Genomic DNA, 16879 nt, shown 5'->3' on the forward strand with positions numbered 1-16879 from the left:
CTGCCCGTACGGGCCTGCGGGCGACCGCTCAGCGGTCGGCGGCGACCAGGGCCGCCACCCGCGCCACCCGGCGGCCCAGGTGGCGGATGGTCTCCAGGTCGGCCTTGGTGACGCCCTCCACCCCCTGGTCGGTGTTGGCCTGCGCGCCGGCGCCCAGGTTGATGCCGAGCCGGTTCAGGTCGTGCTCCGAGCCGGTGGAGGAGTTCCAGCCCGGCGCGATGTCCAGGTTGACCCAGTGCATGCCGTGCTGGGCGGCCAGGATGGAGAAGTACTGGAGCGTGTGCAGCTTGTCGCCGTTCATCGAGCCGGCCACGGTGAAGCCGGTGGCCACCTTGTCCTTCCAGGCCTGCGTCGCCCAGCGCTTGGAACTGGCCTCCGCGAAGGCGTGGAACACCGAGGAGGCGCTCCCCATGTAGGTCGGGGAGCCGAACACGATGGCGTCGGCCGCGTCCAGCAGCTCCCACTGGGCGTCGCTGACCGACTCGATGTCCACGAGCACGGCCCGCCCGCCCACCTCGCCCGCGCCGTCGCGCGCGGCGACGGCCAGGGCCGCGGCGTGGCCGCGCCCCGAGTGGAAGGCCACCACCACGAGCGGCGAGTACGCGGCCGCGGCCCCGCCGTCCGTGCCGGCGGGGTGTTCGAGCTGCTGCGTCATCAGGGGGTTCCGATCGGGGTGAGGGCCGCGGCCAGTTCGGCCTCCAGGCGGTTCAGGTCGCGGTCGTGGCCGTGCGCCGCGATGTGGCCGTCCGGGCGCACCAGGTAGTACCCGGGGCGCCAGCAGCCGGTCACGCGCAGCGCGTTGCGGCGGCGCAGCCGCTCCACCCGCACCTGCGGCCAGCGGTCCAGGATGTGCCCGATCTCGGTCTGCCAGTCGGTACCGCCGCTCGACGGCGCCAGCACCGCCAGCGTCCAGAGGTCGGGGTCCGCCGCCGGGCCGGAGATCCGGTGGGTGAGGGCCAGCTTGCGCGGGAAGACGGCGCCGACCTTGAGGCCGCCGGGGAACTTCTCGTGCATGCCGCAGCCGGCCTTGCGCGACGGCCGCTGGGTGTCGCGGACGGTGTCGTACGCGAGCCGGCGCCCCGCCATGACGGGTGCGTAGAAGTGCGAGACGAGCCCGGTGCGGTCCAGCACCCGGAACGCGGCGTCGCGGGCCCGGACCTGGACCCGGCCGTTGAACATCCAGGCGCGGGTCTGCAGGTCGGTGTCGCGCACGATCCGCTGGGTGGCCGCGGAGCGCTCCGGCCCGTAGGTGTCGAGCAGCGAGGCGGGGGAGTGCCCCTTGATGACGGCGGCGAGCTTCCAGGCCAGGTTGTGGGCGTCCTGGAGGCCGTTGTTCATGCCCTGCCCGCCGGCCGGGCTGTGCACGTGGGCCGCGTCGCCCATCAGGAAGATCCGGCCGCGCTGGAAGTCGCTGGCGTGCCGGGCGTGGACGCGGAAGACCGTCTCCCACACCGGGTCGGTGATCCGGACGCCGCGCGGGCCGCGGTCGTAGAGGATCTGCTGCATCATCCTCACGTCGACGCGCTCGCCGCTCGGCGGCATGACCGACAGGAAGCGGTAGACGCCGTCGGGCTGCGGGACGATGACGAGGGTGCCGTTCGGGTTCTGGAAGTACAGCACCTGGTCGGCGGGGAGCGTGCCCTCGATGCGGGCGTCGACGAGGGCGAACTCCATCTCGTACGTGCTGCCCGTGAAGGAGGAGCCGAGCTCGCCGCGGACCTTGCTGCCCGCGCCGTCGGCGCCGATCAGGAAGGGCACGAGGGTGCGCTCGATGAGGCCGTCGCCGTGTTCGAGGACCGCCGTGACCCCGTCGGTGGCGTGGATGTCGCCGGAGTAGTCGATCCTCTCGATGTCGAGCAGGCGCACCCCACGCTCGATCTTGCCGCCGAGCGCGTGCAGCCGCTCCGTGAGGATCCGCTCGGTCTCGGGCTGCGGCAGGTGACGCGGCGCGAGGTCCTCGGGGAAGTCGAAGGTGGCCAGGTGCCGGCGCTCCGAGTAGTAGCTCAGGGCGTTGATCTGCACGGAGGACTCGCGGATGCCGGGGCCCGCGCCGATGTCCTCCAGGATGTCCAGCGCACGCGGCCACAGGGCCAGCGCCTTCGGCTTCTGCAGCGGCTCCTCGGCCTGGTCGATGACGCGGACGCCGATGCCGCGGCGCAGCAGTTCGACCGCGGCCATCAGCCCGGTGGGACCGGCGCCCACGATCAGCACGTCGTAGTCGGAGGTGCCTATGTTCTGGATGTGGCCGCTCATGACGCGGTCACCGCCTCCCCCTGCTCGCGCAGGATCGCGGCCAGCTTGATCCGCTGGACCTTCATGGTGGCCGTACGGGGCAGTTCGGCCAGGGGGATCTGGACGGGGTCGGCCATCGCCGGCAGCCCGGCGACCGCGCTCCGCCAGCGGGCCGGGTCGAGCGGTTCGCCGTGCCGGGTGCACACCACCGGCACGGCCTCGCCGTCCGCTCCCGGTACGAGGACCAGCTCGGCCAGCTCCTCCAGCCGCTGCAGCACCGCGTCCTCGACCTCGAGGGTGGAGTGGATGCCGGGGATCACGTCGACCTCGCGGTCGAGCAGGTGCAGGCAGCCGACCTTGGTGCGGAAGCCCACGTCCCCGCCGCGCCACCACGGGCCGAAGGCCTGCTGGGCGAAGCGCTCGGGCTCGCCGTAGTAGCCGACGGCCCGGCCGGGGGTGCTCACCTCGATGTAGCCGGGGTTCTCCCGGGACGGCGTGTGCCCGCCCCGGGGCACCAGGCGGTACCGGGTGATGCCCGGCATGGGGTAGCCGAGGCAGCGGCCGTCGGCCTTGTGCGCGTTCTTGCGGGTGTAGTGGCGGCCGGTCAGCGGCCCGCACTCGCTCTGCCCGTAGATCTGGAAGAAGACCGGGTTGCTGCGCTGCGACGCCTTGAGCAGCCGGTCCATCGTGCCGGGGTGGATGGCGTCGAAGGTGCTGCTGAAGCAGGAGACGTTGGAGAACGGCCGGCGCGGGTCGTCCACGAGGTCCTCCCACTCCATGAAGGAGTTCGGGTGGGTCTCGACGAACGCCGGGCGGATCCGGCCGAACAGCGTGGCGATCTTCTCCGGCTCCGTGTCGTTGACGACGGCCACGTGCAGTCCGCGGCTGAGCAGCACGGCCATGCCCAGGTACATCCGGGAGTGGACGTACGAGAGGTGGATGGCCGCGGTGTCCCCGGTCTTCAGCAGCTTGCCCAGGCGGCGCTGCGGGCGGTAGCGCCCGAACAGGGTGCGGTGCGAGTGGACCACCAGCTTCGGCAGCCCGGTGGTGCCGGAGGTGTGCGTCATCAGCGCGGGCTGGTCGGCGGGGAGCATCACCGGCTCGCGGCGCGGGGAGCCGGCCAGGTCGTGCAGGGAAACGGCCCCGTCGCGGGCCTCGGTGCCCGCGGAGATGACCGTACGGGTGACCGCGCCGAGGTCGGCGCCGTCGAGCGGGCCGTCGAGCTTGGTGTCGTCGGTCAGCAGGAACGGCCGGTCGAGGCGGTCGAGCAGGGCGTAGGCGCTCTCCCCGTCGAGCGCCGGCGAGAGCATGACCGGCACGGCGCCGATGCGGGCGCCCGCGCTGGCCAGGATGTAGATGTCGAAGTTGTTGTTCTTGTAGATCGCCAGCTGGTCGCCCGCGCGGACACCCGCGGCGTACAGCCGGGCGGCCATGTCGTCGACGTGGTCGGCCAGTTCGCCGACCGTCAGGTAGCCCGAGACACCGGGCAGCACGTCCAGGCCGTGGTCCAGCAGGATCGTGGTGTGGGGACGGGCGGCGGCGGCCTGCTCGGGAACGGTCCCTATGTAGAGCCCGCGTGTTCGGGCGGGGTTCCGCAGCATCAGTCTCTCCTCGGCGGGACGTACGGGTGTGGGTGGAACGGGGCGTGGGGGGAGGGGGGGTGGGGGGAGGGGACGGGCAGAGCGGGGAAACGGCGGGGCGCCGGGCGGGCCCCTCGGGGGAAGGGCGGCCCGCCCGGCTCGGAACCGGACGTCTAGCGGGTCAGGACCTGCTCGCGCAGTACGCGTTCGTCGTCCGGGGTCAGGGTGATCCGGAAGGTGTCCTTGAGCGCCGTGATCGTCTCCTCCGCGCTCGGCTCCGCGGTCACGCGGCGGCCGTCGGCGTAGTCCGTGATCAGGGTGCGGTGGCGCAGCGTGTGCCGGACGGTCTCGCCGCCGCGCTGGGCGACCAGCTTGCCGATGAACGGGGACGCCGGGTTGGTGCTGGTGTAGACGTTCGACACCTCGAAGTCGATCCAGTAGTGCTGCTCCTCGCGGAAGCTGTACACGTCGAACCAGCCGTCGTGGTGCAGGCTGCGCAGCACCCACTCCTCGCCCTCCTGGTCCAGGCGCCAGGTCCAGTCGCCGACCGTGACCTCGGTGCCGTCCTCCAGCGGGACGGGTTCGAGCGGGCCCTCGTCGCCGAAGCCGACGTCGGCCAGGTAGCGGCGGCCCTCCGTCTCGACGATGACGACCGCGTGCGAGCGGTAGCGGATCGCGTCGCTGCCGCGGCGCACCCGCGCCAGGTGCCGGGTGGCCTTCAGACCGATCCGGTCGAGGGCGGCGGCGAAGAGCAGGTTGCTCTCCAGGCAGCAGCCGCCGCGGCCGCCGTCGACGATCTTCTTCTGCAGGCTGGGCAGGTCGAGGTTGATGCGGTGGCCGACGGCCAGGTCGACGATCTCCCAGGAGATGGTGCCGACATGGGCGCGGTGCAGCCGGCGCAGGGTCTCGAAGTCGGCGGAGACCTGGCCGTCGTACCCGATGCGCTCCAGGTAGGCGTCGAGCTCCAGGGCCTCGGAGTTCCAGCCGTCGGCAGGAGCGGGCGGCAGGGCGTTCATGGTGATGACCTCTCGTCCTTCTTCGTACGTACGGATGTCAGCCGGCCTGGGCGGGGACGCGCGCGGCGTCCGCCGCGGCCGGCCGCCCGGCGGCGGCCCGCGCGGCCTCGGCCCTGGCGGAGAGCGCGACCAGCGCGATGCCCGCGGCGAAGGCGACGGCGAGCCACAGGGCGAGGTGCGTGAACACGTCGGTGGCCTGCGGGACCTGGGCTCCGATACCGGCGCCGAGGTTGAGCAGGAAGCTGTAGACGGCGATGGCGGTGGCCCGGTCGGCTCCGGCGGCGCCGCCGACGGCCTGGACCAGCGCGGGACCGGCGGTGGCGACACCGGTCATCGCGGCGAAGAGCGCGATGCCGAGGACCAGGGCGCTGTCCCCGGCCAGCGCCGCGCCGACCATGCCGAGCCCGGCGAGGGCCAGGGCTCCGCCGGCCCGGCGGGCGGGGGCGATCCTGGCGAGCGCGGGGGCGGCGATGACGGCGATCACCAGCGAGGGCAGCGCCGAGGCGCGCAGGGCGAACAGGGCGTCGGGGTCGCTCAACGACTTCGGGCCGTACAGCTGGACACCGGTGTAGATGGCGGTGACCCCGCCCAGCACGACGAGCCCGGTGAGGAACAGCGGCAGCAACCGGGGGGAGCCGACCACGTTGCCCAGCGCGAAGCCGGCGCCCTTCGCGGTGCGGGGGGCGTCGGCGACCATCACCGTACGGGCGGCCAGGGCGCCGAGGGCGAGCAGCGGGGCGGAGACCCAGAAGACGGCCGACCAGCCGAGCTGCGACTCCAGCACCTGGGCGGCGAGCTGTCCGCCGACCAGGGTGCCGCCGAGCGCGCAGGAGACGACGGTCAGCGCGAGCGCCACCCGCTGGGCGGGCAGCCGCTCGCCGAAGTAGGCGTAGACCACCGGGGCGAACACGCCGGCCGCGATGCCCTGGGCGGCGCGCAGGGCCAGGCCGCCCGTCTGTCCGCCGGCCAGCGGCACCGCGGCCGTGGCGACGGCGAGCACCGCCAGGCTGGTCCAGGTCGCGGTGCGGCGCCCCAACCGGTCGGCGAGCGGGCCCGCGAGCAGCGAGCCGCAGGCGTAGGCGATGGCGAAGGCCGAGGTGGCCCAGGCCGCCGCGGACTTCTCCACGTGCCAGGACTCGGCGATCTGCGGCATCAGCGGGATGGTGACGTAGGCCTGGCTGCCGAGGACCAGACCGATGAGGGCCATGACCGCGACAGTGGGGCCGAAGGGCGCCTGTGCGGATTCGGCCCGCCCCCTTCGGGGCACGGCGGGTGCGGGATGGGCGGTCATGGAACTTCCTCCGTCGGGGGGCCTACCTGGGTCGCAAGCATCCTGTTGCCGCCCGTACGGCCCTGCCATCGCCGCCGGCCGACTCCGTCAAGTGCATGGCCGGATCCGTCATCTAGTGCCGTGACCGGAACTGGTGCCGTGGCGCTCTCAGCCGTGGGCGACCGTCTTCGTCCGCATCAGGAACTCGGCCAGGAAACCGTCGTGCGGTACGCCCGGCCGCATCCAGTACGTGGGCCGGCGGCCGGTGTGGACGTTGGAGACGGTCGGCTCGGCGAGGAGCTCGCCGATCAGGGTGGCGGGGAGGTCGCCGAGCACGGAGACGACCAGACTGCCGCGCAGCGGGGCCACGCCGTCCGAACGCCGCCAGGGCGCCACCCAGACGCAGGGGAACGGCAGCTCCAGCGCGGCGCGCGGATCGTCGGCGCGCTCCAGCAGGTGCACGGCCGGACGCAGCACCGCACTGCCGTCGCCCAGTTCGGACACGATCCCGGTCCCCGCGCCGCCCAGCAGGGCGCGTGCACCGGCCCCGGCCGCACGGCCGGCGAGGTACGCCTCCAGGGCGCGGGCCTCGTCCACCGGCCGCACCGGGAGCACCGCCCGGCCGTCCTCAGGCGGCAGGTCCGCCAGCGCGGCCAGCCGCTCGGCCAGCGCCTCGGCGAGCGGTCCGGGATCGCCCTCCACCAGCACGGTGGTGGCGTTGACGCAGGCCACCCCGCCCTGGTGGGCGACCGAGTCCACGATCGTGTCCAGGTGCTCCCGCCAGTCGCCGTCCGGGCCCGCGGTGACCAGGATCTTCGAGCGCCCGGGCCCCTGCGGCAGCACCCGGGACCCGCGGTACTTCGCGACGACCTCGTCGCCGCCGTAGACCAGCCCCAGATCGGCCCCGTCGAGGACCGTGTCCGCCACGTCGTGGGCGGTGGGCAGGAAGGCCACCTGGTCGGGGCCGAAGCCGGCCGCACGCAGCGCCGACACGAGCCGGTACGGGGTGAAGGGCTCGCGCCGCGAGGGCCGTACGGCCACCTTGTAGCCGAGGGCGAGCGCCTCCTGCCACAGCGAGTGCGGGCCGGGGTGGTTGCCCGCGGCGTGCACGGCGAAGACCGAGCCGCGCCGTGTCCACACCGCGCTGCCGCCCAGGGTGCGCGGATCGCGCCAGCTGTCGACGGCTCCGGCCGGCCGTGCCTGGTCGAGGACGTACCCGGCTTCGCGCCCGGCCCGCGCGACGGCGTCCGCGGCCGTCCGCACGACCCCGAGGGGCAGTCCGCTGACCCGGGCGACGGTGTGCGCGTACGCCGCCGGACCGAGGCCGCCGACGGTGTCCTCGGCGAAGATCCGCCCGGCCTCGGCCAGCATCGCGAGGCGGGTCGCGGGCGGCGGGACCGGTGCCTCGCGCAGCGCGGCCATGGTGCGCTGCACGTACAGCCGCGGCACCAGCCCGAGGGTGGCGGCCGGCCGGCCGGAGACGTCGGTGAGGGTGATGCGGTTGCGGGCCCGGAAGGTCCCGCCGGGTCCCAGCGCGTCGATCTCGGGCAGTTCCGCGGGCAGTTCCCCGGGCAGGTCGTCGGTCGCCGTCGCGGAGGAGGCGGCGGTGGTCCCGGCGGCGGTCCGGTCGTGGAGCAGCTGCGCGGCCATCAGTAGACCCCCTCGATGACCTTCTCGTCGTCGAACTCCCGCACCGGTGCGATGTCGGCCACCGAGTCCCCGGTCTGCCCGACCCGCCCGGTCCGCGGCGGCAGCGGCCGGATCCGGGTCGCCAGGTCCCGCTCCAGGTTGTTCGGCAGGAAGAAGCTCCGGCTGAGGTGGTGCGTGACCACCTGGCCGCGCTCCCCGTACGCCACCGGCCTGCGGGCCCCGGGATCGCCCGGCTCCGGGGGCTCCACCACGGACAGCGTCATGTACGGGGAGAACGGGTCGTAGGCGCACGGGTCGTCCGGGCCGAGCCCCGGGCGCTCGCTCGCGCTGCCGAGGACCATGGTGCTGCCGTACCCGCTGTAGAGGACCGCGTCGGGGAACACCTCGGTGCGGTACAGGTGGCGGGTGTCGGCGTCCATCTGGGTGCCGACCCAGTTGATCGCCCGTACCTTCTCGCGCACCAGGCCCGCCAGTTCGGCGTCGGCCGCGATCCGCTCCAGGACCGGCGGGGTGCACATCAGGACGCCGACGTCCTGGCTGCGCAGCACGTGCCGGACCTGCTCGACGATGTGCGCGGCGTAGTCGCCCGCCTCGCCGGCGCGGCCGCGGCCGATGAGCTGCTTGACCCAGCGGGGGTCGAGGTCGACGCAGAAGGCGAGACCGCCCCGGTGCGCGGTCTGGCGCCGGACGATGTCGCCGACCATGTGGGGGCCGGTGGGGACCACGGAGAGCCAGTTCACCCCGTGCGGCACACCGTGGGCGTCGAGCTGGGCGCTGCTCCACTCGACCAGCCGGTCCACCCAGTCGCGCAGCAGCACGATCCGCTTGGGCGCGCCGGTGGTGCCGCCGCTCTCGTACACGCCGACGACGTCCGGACGCTCGCCGTAGCCGCGCGGGACGAGGTCCTGCGCGCGGACGTCGCGCAGCTCGCCCGCGAGGTTCGGGAAGCGGGTGAGGTCCGCGAAGTCCCGGATGTCGGTGAGGGGATCGAAGCCGAGCCGCGGGGCCCGGTCCAGCCAGAACGGGGATCCGGTCTCGGGGGAGAAGTGCCAGCGCAGGGTCTCGCGCAGGAACTCCTCGGGATCGGCGGACGGGTCTGCGAGGGGGGCGGCGGGCACGACGGCACTCCTGGGGTCGGTTCGGGTTCTGTCGCCTGTCCGGGAGGAGCGGACCAGGGGATGGGGCGGAGCAGGGGGGAGTGGGGGAGGCGGCCGACTGATCAGGACGCGTGCAGGCGGACCGCTCCGGCGGCGTCCACGTCGAGGTCCGGGGGAACCTCGTCCAGCTCGATGCCGAAGTGCTCGCGGTACACCTCGATCACCCGCGCGTCGTCGGGCAGTTCCTCCGTGGAGCGGTGGCCGCCGCGCTGGCGCAGCAGCGTCCGGCCGATCAGCGTGACCCGCCCGTCGGCGGTCGGCAGCGAGCACAGCTGGCTCTGCAGGAAGGGCGATTCGGAGCTGGTCCGGTACCACCAGAGGGTGGCGCGCAGATCGCCCGGCACGACCGAACGCGGCTCGATCCGGTACTGCGCCTTGCCGCCGAGCGACAGCTCGCGGCCCCCGTCGGGCAGGATGTCGACCCGGTACACGCCGTGCGGATCCACCTGGTCGGCGCCGGCCGCCGCCGGGTCCAGCGCCAGCGGGTGGCGGCTGTTGCGGCCGAAGCCGACGTCGACGAGCCAGGAGCCGCCGTCGGCGTCGCGGACCCGGAGCACGACGTGGCCCAGCGGGACGCCGAGCTCGTCGTTGATCCAGACCCGGGCGGGCAGCAGCTCGACCTCGAAGCCGAGGGCGAGGAGCAGCAGCCCGAAGGACGGGTTCAGCTCGTAGCAGCCGCCGCCGCGCCGGTCGTGGACGATCTTGTGGACGATGGAGACGTCCAGGCTGATCGGCTTGCCCGCGTAGTAGTGCAGGTTCTCGAACGGCACGCTCAGCACGTGCCGTTCCTGGAGGTGGCGCAGGGCCCTGGCGTCGGCCCGGGCGGGGCGCACGGCCCCGATCCGGGACAGGTAGTCGGCCACCAGGCGCGGATCGAGCGTCTCGGAGTTCATGGCAGTCGTCGCTTCCTCCGCCGGTACGGCTACCACCGCAGCAGGGTGAGCCCCATGGTCATCCCGCCGCCGAACGCGGCGAGCAGCACGAGGTCCCCGGCGTTGAGGGTGCCGGACCGGGCGGTCAGGTCGAGGGTCAGCGGTACGGAAGCGGCTCCGGTGTTCCCGTACCGGGTGAAGGAGCCGCGGGTGCGGGAGAACGGGATGCCGACCTGCGCCGCGAGCTGTTCGAGCATGCGGCCGTTGCCCTGGTGCGGCACGAAGTGCGCGACCGCCTCCGGGGGCGTTCCGCAGTCGGCGAGGAACCGGCGCACGGCCGGGGCCACCTCGGCGGCGACGAAGTCCCGTACGCCGCGCCCGTCCATCGTGAAGTGGTGCAGTCCGGCGGCCAGCGTCCGCGCGGAGGCCGGCCGCCGGCTGCCGCCCGCGGCCACGCCCACCAGGCCCCGGGCGGCGCCGAAGGCGGCCAGCCGGGAGGCGAGCAGCTCGCCCCGGCCCGCACGGGCCGGGCCGAGCACCACGGCGCCCGCGCCGTCGCCGAACAGGACGGCGGTGCGCCGGTCGGCGGGGTCGAGGATCCGGGAGTAGACGTCGGCGCCGATGACGAGCGCGTGCCCGTCCGCGCCGGCCGCGCGCAGCAGGCCCTCGGCCGTGGTCAGTGCGTAACTGAAGCCGCTGCACACGGCGTTCACGTCGAAGGCGGCGGTGCCGCGGCCCACGCCCAGCGCGTCGGCGACGAAGCAGGCGGTCGCGGGCTGCGGAGTGTCCGGCGTGGAGGTGCCGAGGACGATGAGGGAGAGGTCGTCCGCGCCGATCCCGGCGTCCGCGAGGGCCGCCCTGGCCGCCCGTACGGCCAGGTCCCCGGTGGCTTCGTCCGGCGCCGCCCGGCGGCGCTCCCGGATGGCGGTCTTCGCGTGGATCCAGGCGTCGTCGACCCCGGCCGGGGCGCCCGCCTCGGCGTTGGGGACCACCCGGTCCGGGACGGCCGAGCCGGTGCCGAGCACGCCCAGCACCCGGGTCGCCGGATCCGCGGCGGTGGTCAGCACGGGGACACCACGGCCGCGGCGACGGCCCGCAGGGCGAGCCGGTAGGAGCCGAGGCCCAGTCCGGCGATGGTGCCGTCGGCGACCGGGGAGATCACCGAGCGGTGCCGGAACTCCTCGCGGGCGTGCGGGTTGGACAGGTGCACCTCGATCAGCGGCGCGGTGCGCTGGGCGGCGGCGTCGCGCAGCGCGTACGAGTAGTGGGTGAACGCGGCGGGGTTGAGGACGACGGGGACCTCTCCGTCGGCCGCCTCGTGCAGCCAGCGCACGATCTCGCCCTCGTCCTCGCTCTGGCGCACGTCGACCGCCAGGCCCAGTTCCCGGCCGGTCCGGCGGCAGTCCTCGGCGAGTTCGGCGTACGAGGCGCTGCCGTAGACGCCCGGTTCGCGGCGGCCCAGACGCCCCAGGTTGGGGCCGTTGAGCACCAGGACCGGGACGGCCGGGGCGACCGGGACGGCCGGGGCGGAACCCTCAGGGGCCGGGGCCGGGCCAGCCTCGGGCGCCGCTTCCACCGCCGTGAAGGCGGCGTCCAAGGCGGCCGGATCCGGGTCCTCCAGCACGGCGGGGGAGCCCAGGGCGTCCAGGACGATGAAGCGCAGCCGGTCGCCGCGGCTCTTCTTGTCGATCCGCATGGTCTCCAGCAGCGCGGCGCGATCGGCCCCCGGGTAGGCGGACGGAAGCCCCGCGGCGGTGAGGACGCGGCGGTGCCGGTCGGCCGTGGCGTCGTCCAGGCGGCCCGTGGAGCGGGCCAGTTCGGCGGCGAAGACCAGGCCGACGGAGACCGCCTCGCCGTGCCGCCAGGTGAACCGCTCGTTCTTCTCGATGGCGTGCGCGAGCGTGTGCCCGTAGTTGAGGAACTCGCGGGGCCCGGCCTCCCTGAGGTCGGCGGAGACGGCCTCCGCCTTCACCCGGACCGCCCGCTCGACCAGCTCGGCGAGGTACGGGCCGTCGGAACCGCCCGCGGTCAGGGCCCCCCGCGGACGGCCCTCGACCAGGTCGAGGATGACCGGGTCGGCGATGAAACCGGCCTTGACGATCTCGGCGAGCCCGCTGACGAGGTCCGCCTCCGGCAGCGTGTCCAGCGCCGCCAGATCGCACAGCACCGCGGCCGGCGGGTGGAACGCGCCGACGAGGTTCTTGCCCTCGGCGGTGTTGATGCCGGTCTTGCCGCCGACGGCCGCGTCCACCATGCCGAGGAGCGTGGTGGGGACCGCGATCCAGCGCACGCCGCGCAGCCAGGAGGCGGCGACGAACCCCGCGAGGTCGGTGGTGGCCCCGCCGCCGACGCCGATGACCACGTCGCTCCGGGTGAAGCCGGCCAGGCCGAGCCGCTGCCAGCAGTCCGCGGCCACCTCGGCCGTCTTGGCCGCCTCGCCCTCCGGCAGCGGGAGGGCCAGGGTCTCGTAGCCGAGCCCCGACAGCCGCGCGAGGACGGTCGCGGCCCGCCCGGCCACCGCGGGAGGGTGCAGTACGGCGACCCGCCGGGCCCGTCCACCGACCAGCGCGGCCAGGTCCGCGGCCTCGCCGGGGCCGGTCCCCAGGTCCCGGCCGATCACCACCTCGTACGACTCGCGGTCCTGGTCACCCGTCACCCGCACCCGGGTGACCGCCTGCTTCGTCATCGTCAGTCCAGTCTCTCGCTCGGCATACTCCCGGCACCGCCCCAAACGGCCCGCCTCATCCATCTCTCGATCCCCTACACCCCCACCACCGCCGTCCCCAGCGGAGCCCGTCCCCAGCGGTGCTCGGGCCCAGTGGTCCCCGCCCCAGTGGTCCTCGACCCTCAGTGGCGCTCGCCCCACCTCCGCCCGGCCACCAGTTGTGCCCGGCCCCAGCGGTTCCTGACCGCCGGCGGAGCTGGGCCTTAGCGGTGCCCGGCTCCCAGCGGCGCTCGCTCCCAGCGGCGCCCGGTTCCGCTCCGGTCGGTCCCCCGCCGCGCGGGATCCCCGCGGCGCGAAGCCCCCGCACCGTGCGGGGTACGCGGAACCACCAGCCGGCCCGTGCGGCGACAGGGGAGCCGCCCCGCGTCAGCGGACGGCGGCCCCGTGGAGCTGGGGCTCCAGCGCGTCGAGCACCGCCTGGGCGACCTCCGCCCGGGTACGCCCGTCGGTGCGGACCACCACGCGGGCGACGGACTCGTACAACGGGCGCCGCTGCTCCCGCAGTTCGCGCCACCGGCGCCGCGGGTCCGAGTCGGCGGCGAGCAGCGGCCGGGCGCGGGCGCCCGACCCGACCCTGCGCATCGCCTCGCGGGGCTCCACGTCCAGGAAGGCGACCGGCAGGGTGGCCAGCAGCCTCCGGGTCGCGGGGTGCAGCACCGCCCCGCCCCCGAGGGCCAGCACGGTGCCGTCCTCGGCGGCAGCGCGGGCCACGGCCCGGTGCTCCAGTTCGCGGAAGCGGGCCTCGCCCGCCATGGCGAAGACGTCCGGGACGGAGCATCCCGCGGCGGTGGCCACCAGCTCGTCCGTGTCCCGGCAGGGAACGCCGAGCCGTCCGGCGAGCAGCGCGCCCACCGTGGACTTGCCGACGCCCATCGGGCCCACCAGGACGATCCGGGGTCCCCCGCCGGTCATCGGATGTGCAGGTGGTCGAGGTACGACCGGACGTTGCGGCGGGTCTCGTCGACCGAGTCGCCGCCGAACTTCTCGACGAGGGCGTCGGCCAGCACCAGCGCGACCATCGCCTCGGCGACGATCCCCGCGGCCGGCACCGCGCACACGTCGGAGCGCTGGTGGTGCGCCACCGTCGCCTCGCCGGAGGCCACGTCGACCGTGGCCAGCGCACGCGGCACCGTGGCGATGGGCTTCATCGCGGCCCGTACGCGCAGCAGCTCGCCGGTGGTGAGCCCGCCCTCGGTGCCGCCGGAGCGCCCGGAGGTGCGCCGGATGCCCGCGTCCGTCCCGACGATCTCGTCGTGCGCCTTGGAGCCGGGCACCCGGGCCAGCTCGAAGCCGTCGCCGACCTCGACGCCCTTGATGGCCTGGATGCCCATCAGCGCCGCCGCGAGACGCGCGTCGAGGCGCCGGTCCCAGTGCACGTGCGACCCGAGCCCGACGGGCACCCCGTAGGCGAGGACCTCCACGACGCCGCCGAGGGTGTCACCGTCCTTGTGGGCCTGGTCGATCTCCGCGACCATCGCCTTCGACGCGTCCGCGTCCAGGCAGCGCACCGGATCCGCGTCCAGCTTCTCCACGTCGGCCGCCGTCGGGTAGACGCCGTACGGGGCCTTGGCCGCGGCCAGCTCCACCACGTGCGAGACGATCTCGATGCCGGCCACCTCCTTGATGAAGGAGCGGGCCACCGCGCCGAGCGCGACGCGGGCGGCGGTCTCCCGGGCGCTGGCGCGCTCCAGGATCGGCCGGGCCTCGGAGAAGCCGTACTTCTGCATGCCCGCGAGGTCGGCGTGACCGGGCCGCGGGCGCGTCAGCGGCGCCCCCCGGCCGGTCTCCCGGAGCTCCGCGGGGTCCACGGGGTCGGCCGACATGACCGTCTCCCACTTGGGCCACTCGGAGTTGCCGATCATGACGGCGACGGGCGAACCCATCGAGCGACCGTGCCGGACCCCACCGAGGAAGGTGATCTCGTCCTGCTCGAACTTCATCCGGGCACCGCGGCCGTGGCCGAGCCGGCGCCGGGCCAGGTCGTCCGCGACCAGTGCGGTGGTGACCGGGACCCCGGCCGGCAGCCCCTCCAGGGTGGCGACCAGCGCGGGTCCGTGGGACTCACCGGCGGTCAGCCAGCGCAACCTGCTCAGCACTTTTGCTCACTGCTCCTTGTCGGGAATCGCGTACTCGGGAAAGAGCCGGTTCAGCTCCGTGTGGAACGCGGGGAAGGTCTTGGCCACGCAGGCCGGGTCGTCCAGCTCCAGCGGCACCGAACTGCCCAGGCCGAGCACGGCGAAGGACATGGCGATCCGGTGGTCGCGGTGGCAGTCGACGACGGCGGCGCGCGGGGTGCCGGGATGGATCGTGATCCGGTCCTCGGCCTCGTCGACGCGGATCGAGCAGGCCCGCAGGTTCGCGGCGACCGCCGAGATGCGGTCGGACTCCTTCAGGCGGGCGTGGGCGATGCCCGTGATCGTCACCGGGCCGTCGGCCAGCGGCGCGACGGCCGCGAGGGTCATGAAGGTGTCGGAGATCTCGCCCATGTCCACGCTGAACCCGCCCGTGAGCCCGCCGCCGGGCCGGCCGGTGACGGTCGTGGCGTGCGCACCGATCTCGACGTCGGCGCCGGTGAGCGCGAGCACCTCGGCGAACCGCAGGTCCCCCTGCAGGCTGCCGCTGCCCAGCCCGGGCACGGTCACCGTCCGGCCGGTGACGGCCGCCGCGGCGAAGAAGTACGAAGCGGTGGAGGCGTCGGGCTCGATCACCAGGTCGGCGGCGGTGTAACCGCCGGGCCGGACGGTGATGGAGGTGGCGTCCTCCTCCACGTCCGCGCCGAAGTGGCGCATCAGGGCGAAGGTCATGTCCAGGTACGGGCGGCTCACGAGCCGGGGCACGTCCACCGTCAGCGGGCCGTCCATCAGCGGTCCCGCCATCAGCAGGCCGCTCAGGTACTGGCTGCTGAGCCCGGAGTCCAGCTCCACGCGCCCGCCGGAGAGGCCGTTCGCGGCCACCGTGAGCGGCAGCCCGCCGTCGGGTCCGGCGGTGACGCCGGCGCCCAGCTCGGAGAGGGTACGGGTGAGGGGCCCGAGCGGGCGTGCGCGCAGCTGGGCGGAGCCGTCGAAGACGAAGGACCCGCGCCCGGTGGCGGCGAAGGGCGGCAGGAAGCGGCCGGCGGTGCCCGCGTCGGCGCACCAGATCCGGCCGGTGCCGAGGGGGCCGCCCCCGTTGCCGGCGATGTCCCACCTCTCGTCGGCGGGCGTCGAGGTGGTGGTGACGCCCAGCGAGCCGAGGGCCCGCCGGAAGGCAACGGTGTCGTCGCTGACCAGCGGCGCCCACAGGCCCGAGGTGCCGCGGGCGGCGGCGGCCAGCAGCAGGGCGCGGTTGGTCAGGCTCTTGGAGCCCGGGATCCGGGCGGACAGAGCGGTGTCGGGGTGGGACGGCGTCGTCAAGGTGACTCCTGGTCGACGGGGGCGGTCGGAGCGCTGCGGACGGGATCCGGTTCGGGCGCGGGGTGCGCGCGCGGCCGCGTGCGGGAGAGTCCGGCCCGGGCGGCGGCCGCGATGCGTGCGGCGGTCAGCCCGGCCTGGGCGTACAGGGTCCGGAAGGGCCCGCCCTGACCGAAGTGGTCCATGCGCACACCCTCACCGGCTCCGGCTCCGCCGAGCATCGCGTACCAGCCGAGGGCGGATCCGGCCTCGACGGAGATCCTGGTACGGGCCTGCGGGGCGAGGACCGCCACCCGATAGGCGTGGTCCTGTGCACGGAAGCGCTCGGGGCGCGGCATCGCCACCACGCGGGTGCCGATGCCGTCGCGCTCCAGGATCTCGCGGGCCTCCAGGGCCACGGCGGTCTCCCCGCCGGCGGCCACCAGAACCGTCAGGGGCGCGCCGTTCGACGCGTCCGCGAGGACGTAACCCCCGCGTGATTCCTCGGTCATGGTGGTACGGCTCCTTGCCGGGTCCGGTACGGGGCGCCCCGCCGTGCCATCGTGGGCGAGGGGCGGCGCCCCCTCCAACGCGGTCCGCTGCGGCTCGTCAGGTCGCGGCCCGGTCCGTCAGGTGCGGGCCCGGGCGCCCCGCCGAACTCCGCGGGCAGCGCTACTGGGCGCCCCGGCCGAGCTCGAGGAAGATGCGGGCCAGCTCCTCGCCGGCGGTGCCGAGCTCCCGCTCGTAGGTGCCGATGATCTGCTCCTCGCGGTAGTTGACGACGCGGGGGCCGCCCGCGCCCATCCGGGCCCGCTGCACGTTGCCGGACAGCCGGGTCCGCTCCTTGATCAGCTGGATCAGCGCGCGGTCGGTCTCGTCGATGCCCCGCCGGTTGGCGAGGACGGTCTCCACGGCCTTGGCCGCGTTGCCGGCGTCGGGGCGGACCCCGGTGCTGACGGGCGAGGTGAGGATCGTGCTGGTCATCGTGATCGTGTCCACGGACATGGGG

The 16879-nt window shown here is 74.7% G+C and carries 15 protein-coding genes; all 15 read right to left on the reverse strand.

What is annotated here, in order from left to right:
* Positions 1-28: 28 nt before the first annotated feature.
* Complete coding sequence (locus ACZ60J_RS34350) at positions 29-655, reverse strand: flavodoxin family protein (protein WP_469688019.1); 627 nt, start codon at positions 653-655, stop codon at positions 29-31.
* Positions 655-2253: an FAD-dependent oxidoreductase gene (locus tag ACZ60J_RS34355; RefSeq protein WP_469688021.1), complete on the reverse strand. Its 1599-nt coding sequence runs from the start codon at positions 2251-2253 to the stop codon at positions 655-657. The genes ACZ60J_RS34350 and ACZ60J_RS34355 overlap by 1 nt, the downstream gene beginning before the upstream one ends.
* Positions 2250-3833, reverse strand: coding sequence for a class I adenylate-forming enzyme family protein (locus ACZ60J_RS34360; protein ID WP_469688023.1), 1584 nt, complete (start codon positions 3831-3833; stop codon positions 2250-2252). The genes ACZ60J_RS34355 and ACZ60J_RS34360 overlap by 4 nt, the downstream gene beginning before the upstream one ends.
* A 152-nt stretch (positions 3834-3985) precedes the next feature.
* Positions 3986-4828: an arylamine N-acetyltransferase family protein gene (locus ACZ60J_RS34365; RefSeq protein WP_469688025.1), complete on the reverse strand. Its 843-nt coding sequence runs from the start codon at positions 4826-4828 to the stop codon at positions 3986-3988.
* A gap of 37 nt (positions 4829-4865) precedes the next feature.
* Entirely contained in the window at positions 4866-6119 is a 1254-nt protein-coding gene (locus tag ACZ60J_RS34370; RefSeq protein WP_469688027.1) for an MFS transporter, read from the reverse strand.
* 147 nt (positions 6120-6266) lie between these two features.
* Complete coding sequence (locus ACZ60J_RS34375; RefSeq protein ID WP_469688078.1) at positions 6267-7661, reverse strand: aldehyde dehydrogenase family protein; 1395 nt, start codon at positions 7659-7661, stop codon at positions 6267-6269.
* Positions 7662-7747: 86 nt separating this feature from the next.
* The gene (locus tag ACZ60J_RS34380) at positions 7748-8866 is read right to left on the reverse strand and encodes a phenazine antibiotic biosynthesis protein (protein ID WP_469688029.1); all 1119 of its coding nucleotides are present in this window, start codon (positions 8864-8866) and stop codon (positions 7748-7750) included.
* 101 nt (positions 8867-8967) lie between these two features.
* Positions 8968-9798 carry an arylamine N-acetyltransferase family protein gene (locus ACZ60J_RS34385; protein WP_469688031.1) on the reverse strand — a complete coding sequence of 277 codons (831 nt, stop codon included), beginning with the start codon at positions 9796-9798 and terminating at the stop codon, positions 8968-8970.
* A 29-nt stretch (positions 9799-9827) separates the two neighbouring features.
* Positions 9828-10844 (reverse strand): 3-oxoacyl-ACP synthase III family protein, encoded by a 1017-nt coding sequence (locus ACZ60J_RS34390; protein ID WP_469688033.1) that lies wholly within the window; start codon positions 10842-10844, stop codon positions 9828-9830.
* Positions 10838-12463, reverse strand: a complete 1626-nt coding sequence (aroB, locus tag ACZ60J_RS34395) for a 3-dehydroquinate synthase (protein ID WP_469688034.1) — start codon at positions 12461-12463, stop codon at positions 10838-10840. The genes ACZ60J_RS34390 and aroB overlap by 7 nt, the downstream gene beginning before the upstream one ends.
* A 405-nt stretch (positions 12464-12868) precedes the next feature.
* Positions 12869-13414: a shikimate kinase gene (locus tag ACZ60J_RS34400; RefSeq protein WP_469688036.1), complete on the reverse strand. Its 546-nt coding sequence runs from the start codon at positions 13412-13414 to the stop codon at positions 12869-12871.
* Entirely contained in the window at positions 13411-14595 is a 1185-nt protein-coding gene (gene aroC, locus ACZ60J_RS34405; RefSeq protein ID WP_469688080.1) for a chorismate synthase, read from the reverse strand. The genes ACZ60J_RS34400 and aroC overlap by 4 nt, the downstream gene beginning before the upstream one ends.
* Before the next feature lie 9 nt (positions 14596-14604).
* The gene (gene aroA, locus ACZ60J_RS34410) at positions 14605-15894 is read right to left on the reverse strand and encodes a 3-phosphoshikimate 1-carboxyvinyltransferase (protein WP_469688038.1); all 1290 of its coding nucleotides are present in this window, start codon (positions 15892-15894) and stop codon (positions 14605-14607) included.
* Complete coding sequence (locus ACZ60J_RS34415; protein ID WP_469688040.1) at positions 15891-16382, reverse strand: transketolase-like TK C-terminal-containing protein; 492 nt, start codon at positions 16380-16382, stop codon at positions 15891-15893. The genes aroA and ACZ60J_RS34415 overlap by 4 nt, the downstream gene beginning before the upstream one ends.
* A 160-nt stretch (positions 16383-16542) precedes the next feature.
* A complete protein-coding gene (locus ACZ60J_RS34420) occupies positions 16543-16875 on the reverse strand; it encodes a chorismate mutase (protein ID WP_469688041.1) in 333 nt (110 codons plus the stop codon).
* Positions 16876-16879 lie beyond the last annotated feature (4 nt).

It is taken from the genome of Streptomyces sp. NPDC104226 (genome assembly GCF_055584085.1).

Coding starts and splice junctions, on each gene's coding strand:
- ACZ60J_RS34350 (WP_469688019.1), bottom strand. CDS start 655: ATGACGCAGCAGCTCGAACACCCCGCCGGCACGGACGGCGGGGCCGCG.
- ACZ60J_RS34355 (WP_469688021.1), bottom strand. CDS start 2,253: ATGAGCGGCCACATCCAGAACATAGGCACCTCCGACTACGACGTGCTG.
- ACZ60J_RS34360 (WP_469688023.1), bottom strand. CDS start 3,833: ATGCTGCGGAACCCCGCCCGAACACGCGGGCTCTACATAGGGACCGTT.
- ACZ60J_RS34365 (WP_469688025.1), bottom strand. CDS start 4,828: ATGAACGCCCTGCCGCCCGCTCCTGCCGACGGCTGGAACTCCGAGGCC.
- ACZ60J_RS34370 (WP_469688027.1), bottom strand. CDS start 6,119: ATGACCGCCCATCCCGCACCCGCCGTGCCCCGAAGGGGGCGGGCCGAA.
- ACZ60J_RS34385 (WP_469688031.1), bottom strand. CDS start 9,798: ATGAACTCCGAGACGCTCGATCCGCGCCTGGTGGCCGACTACCTGTCC.
- aroB (WP_469688034.1), bottom strand. CDS start 12,463: ATGACGAAGCAGGCGGTCACCCGGGTGCGGGTGACGGGTGACCAGGAC.
- ACZ60J_RS34400 (WP_469688036.1), bottom strand. CDS start 13,414: ATGACCGGCGGGGGACCCCGGATCGTCCTGGTGGGCCCGATGGGCGTC.
- ACZ60J_RS34415 (WP_469688040.1), bottom strand. CDS start 16,382: ATGACCGAGGAATCACGCGGGGGTTACGTCCTCGCGGACGCGTCGAAC.
- ACZ60J_RS34420 (WP_469688041.1), bottom strand. CDS start 16,875: ATGTCCGTGGACACGATCACGATGACCAGCACGATCCTCACCTCGCCC.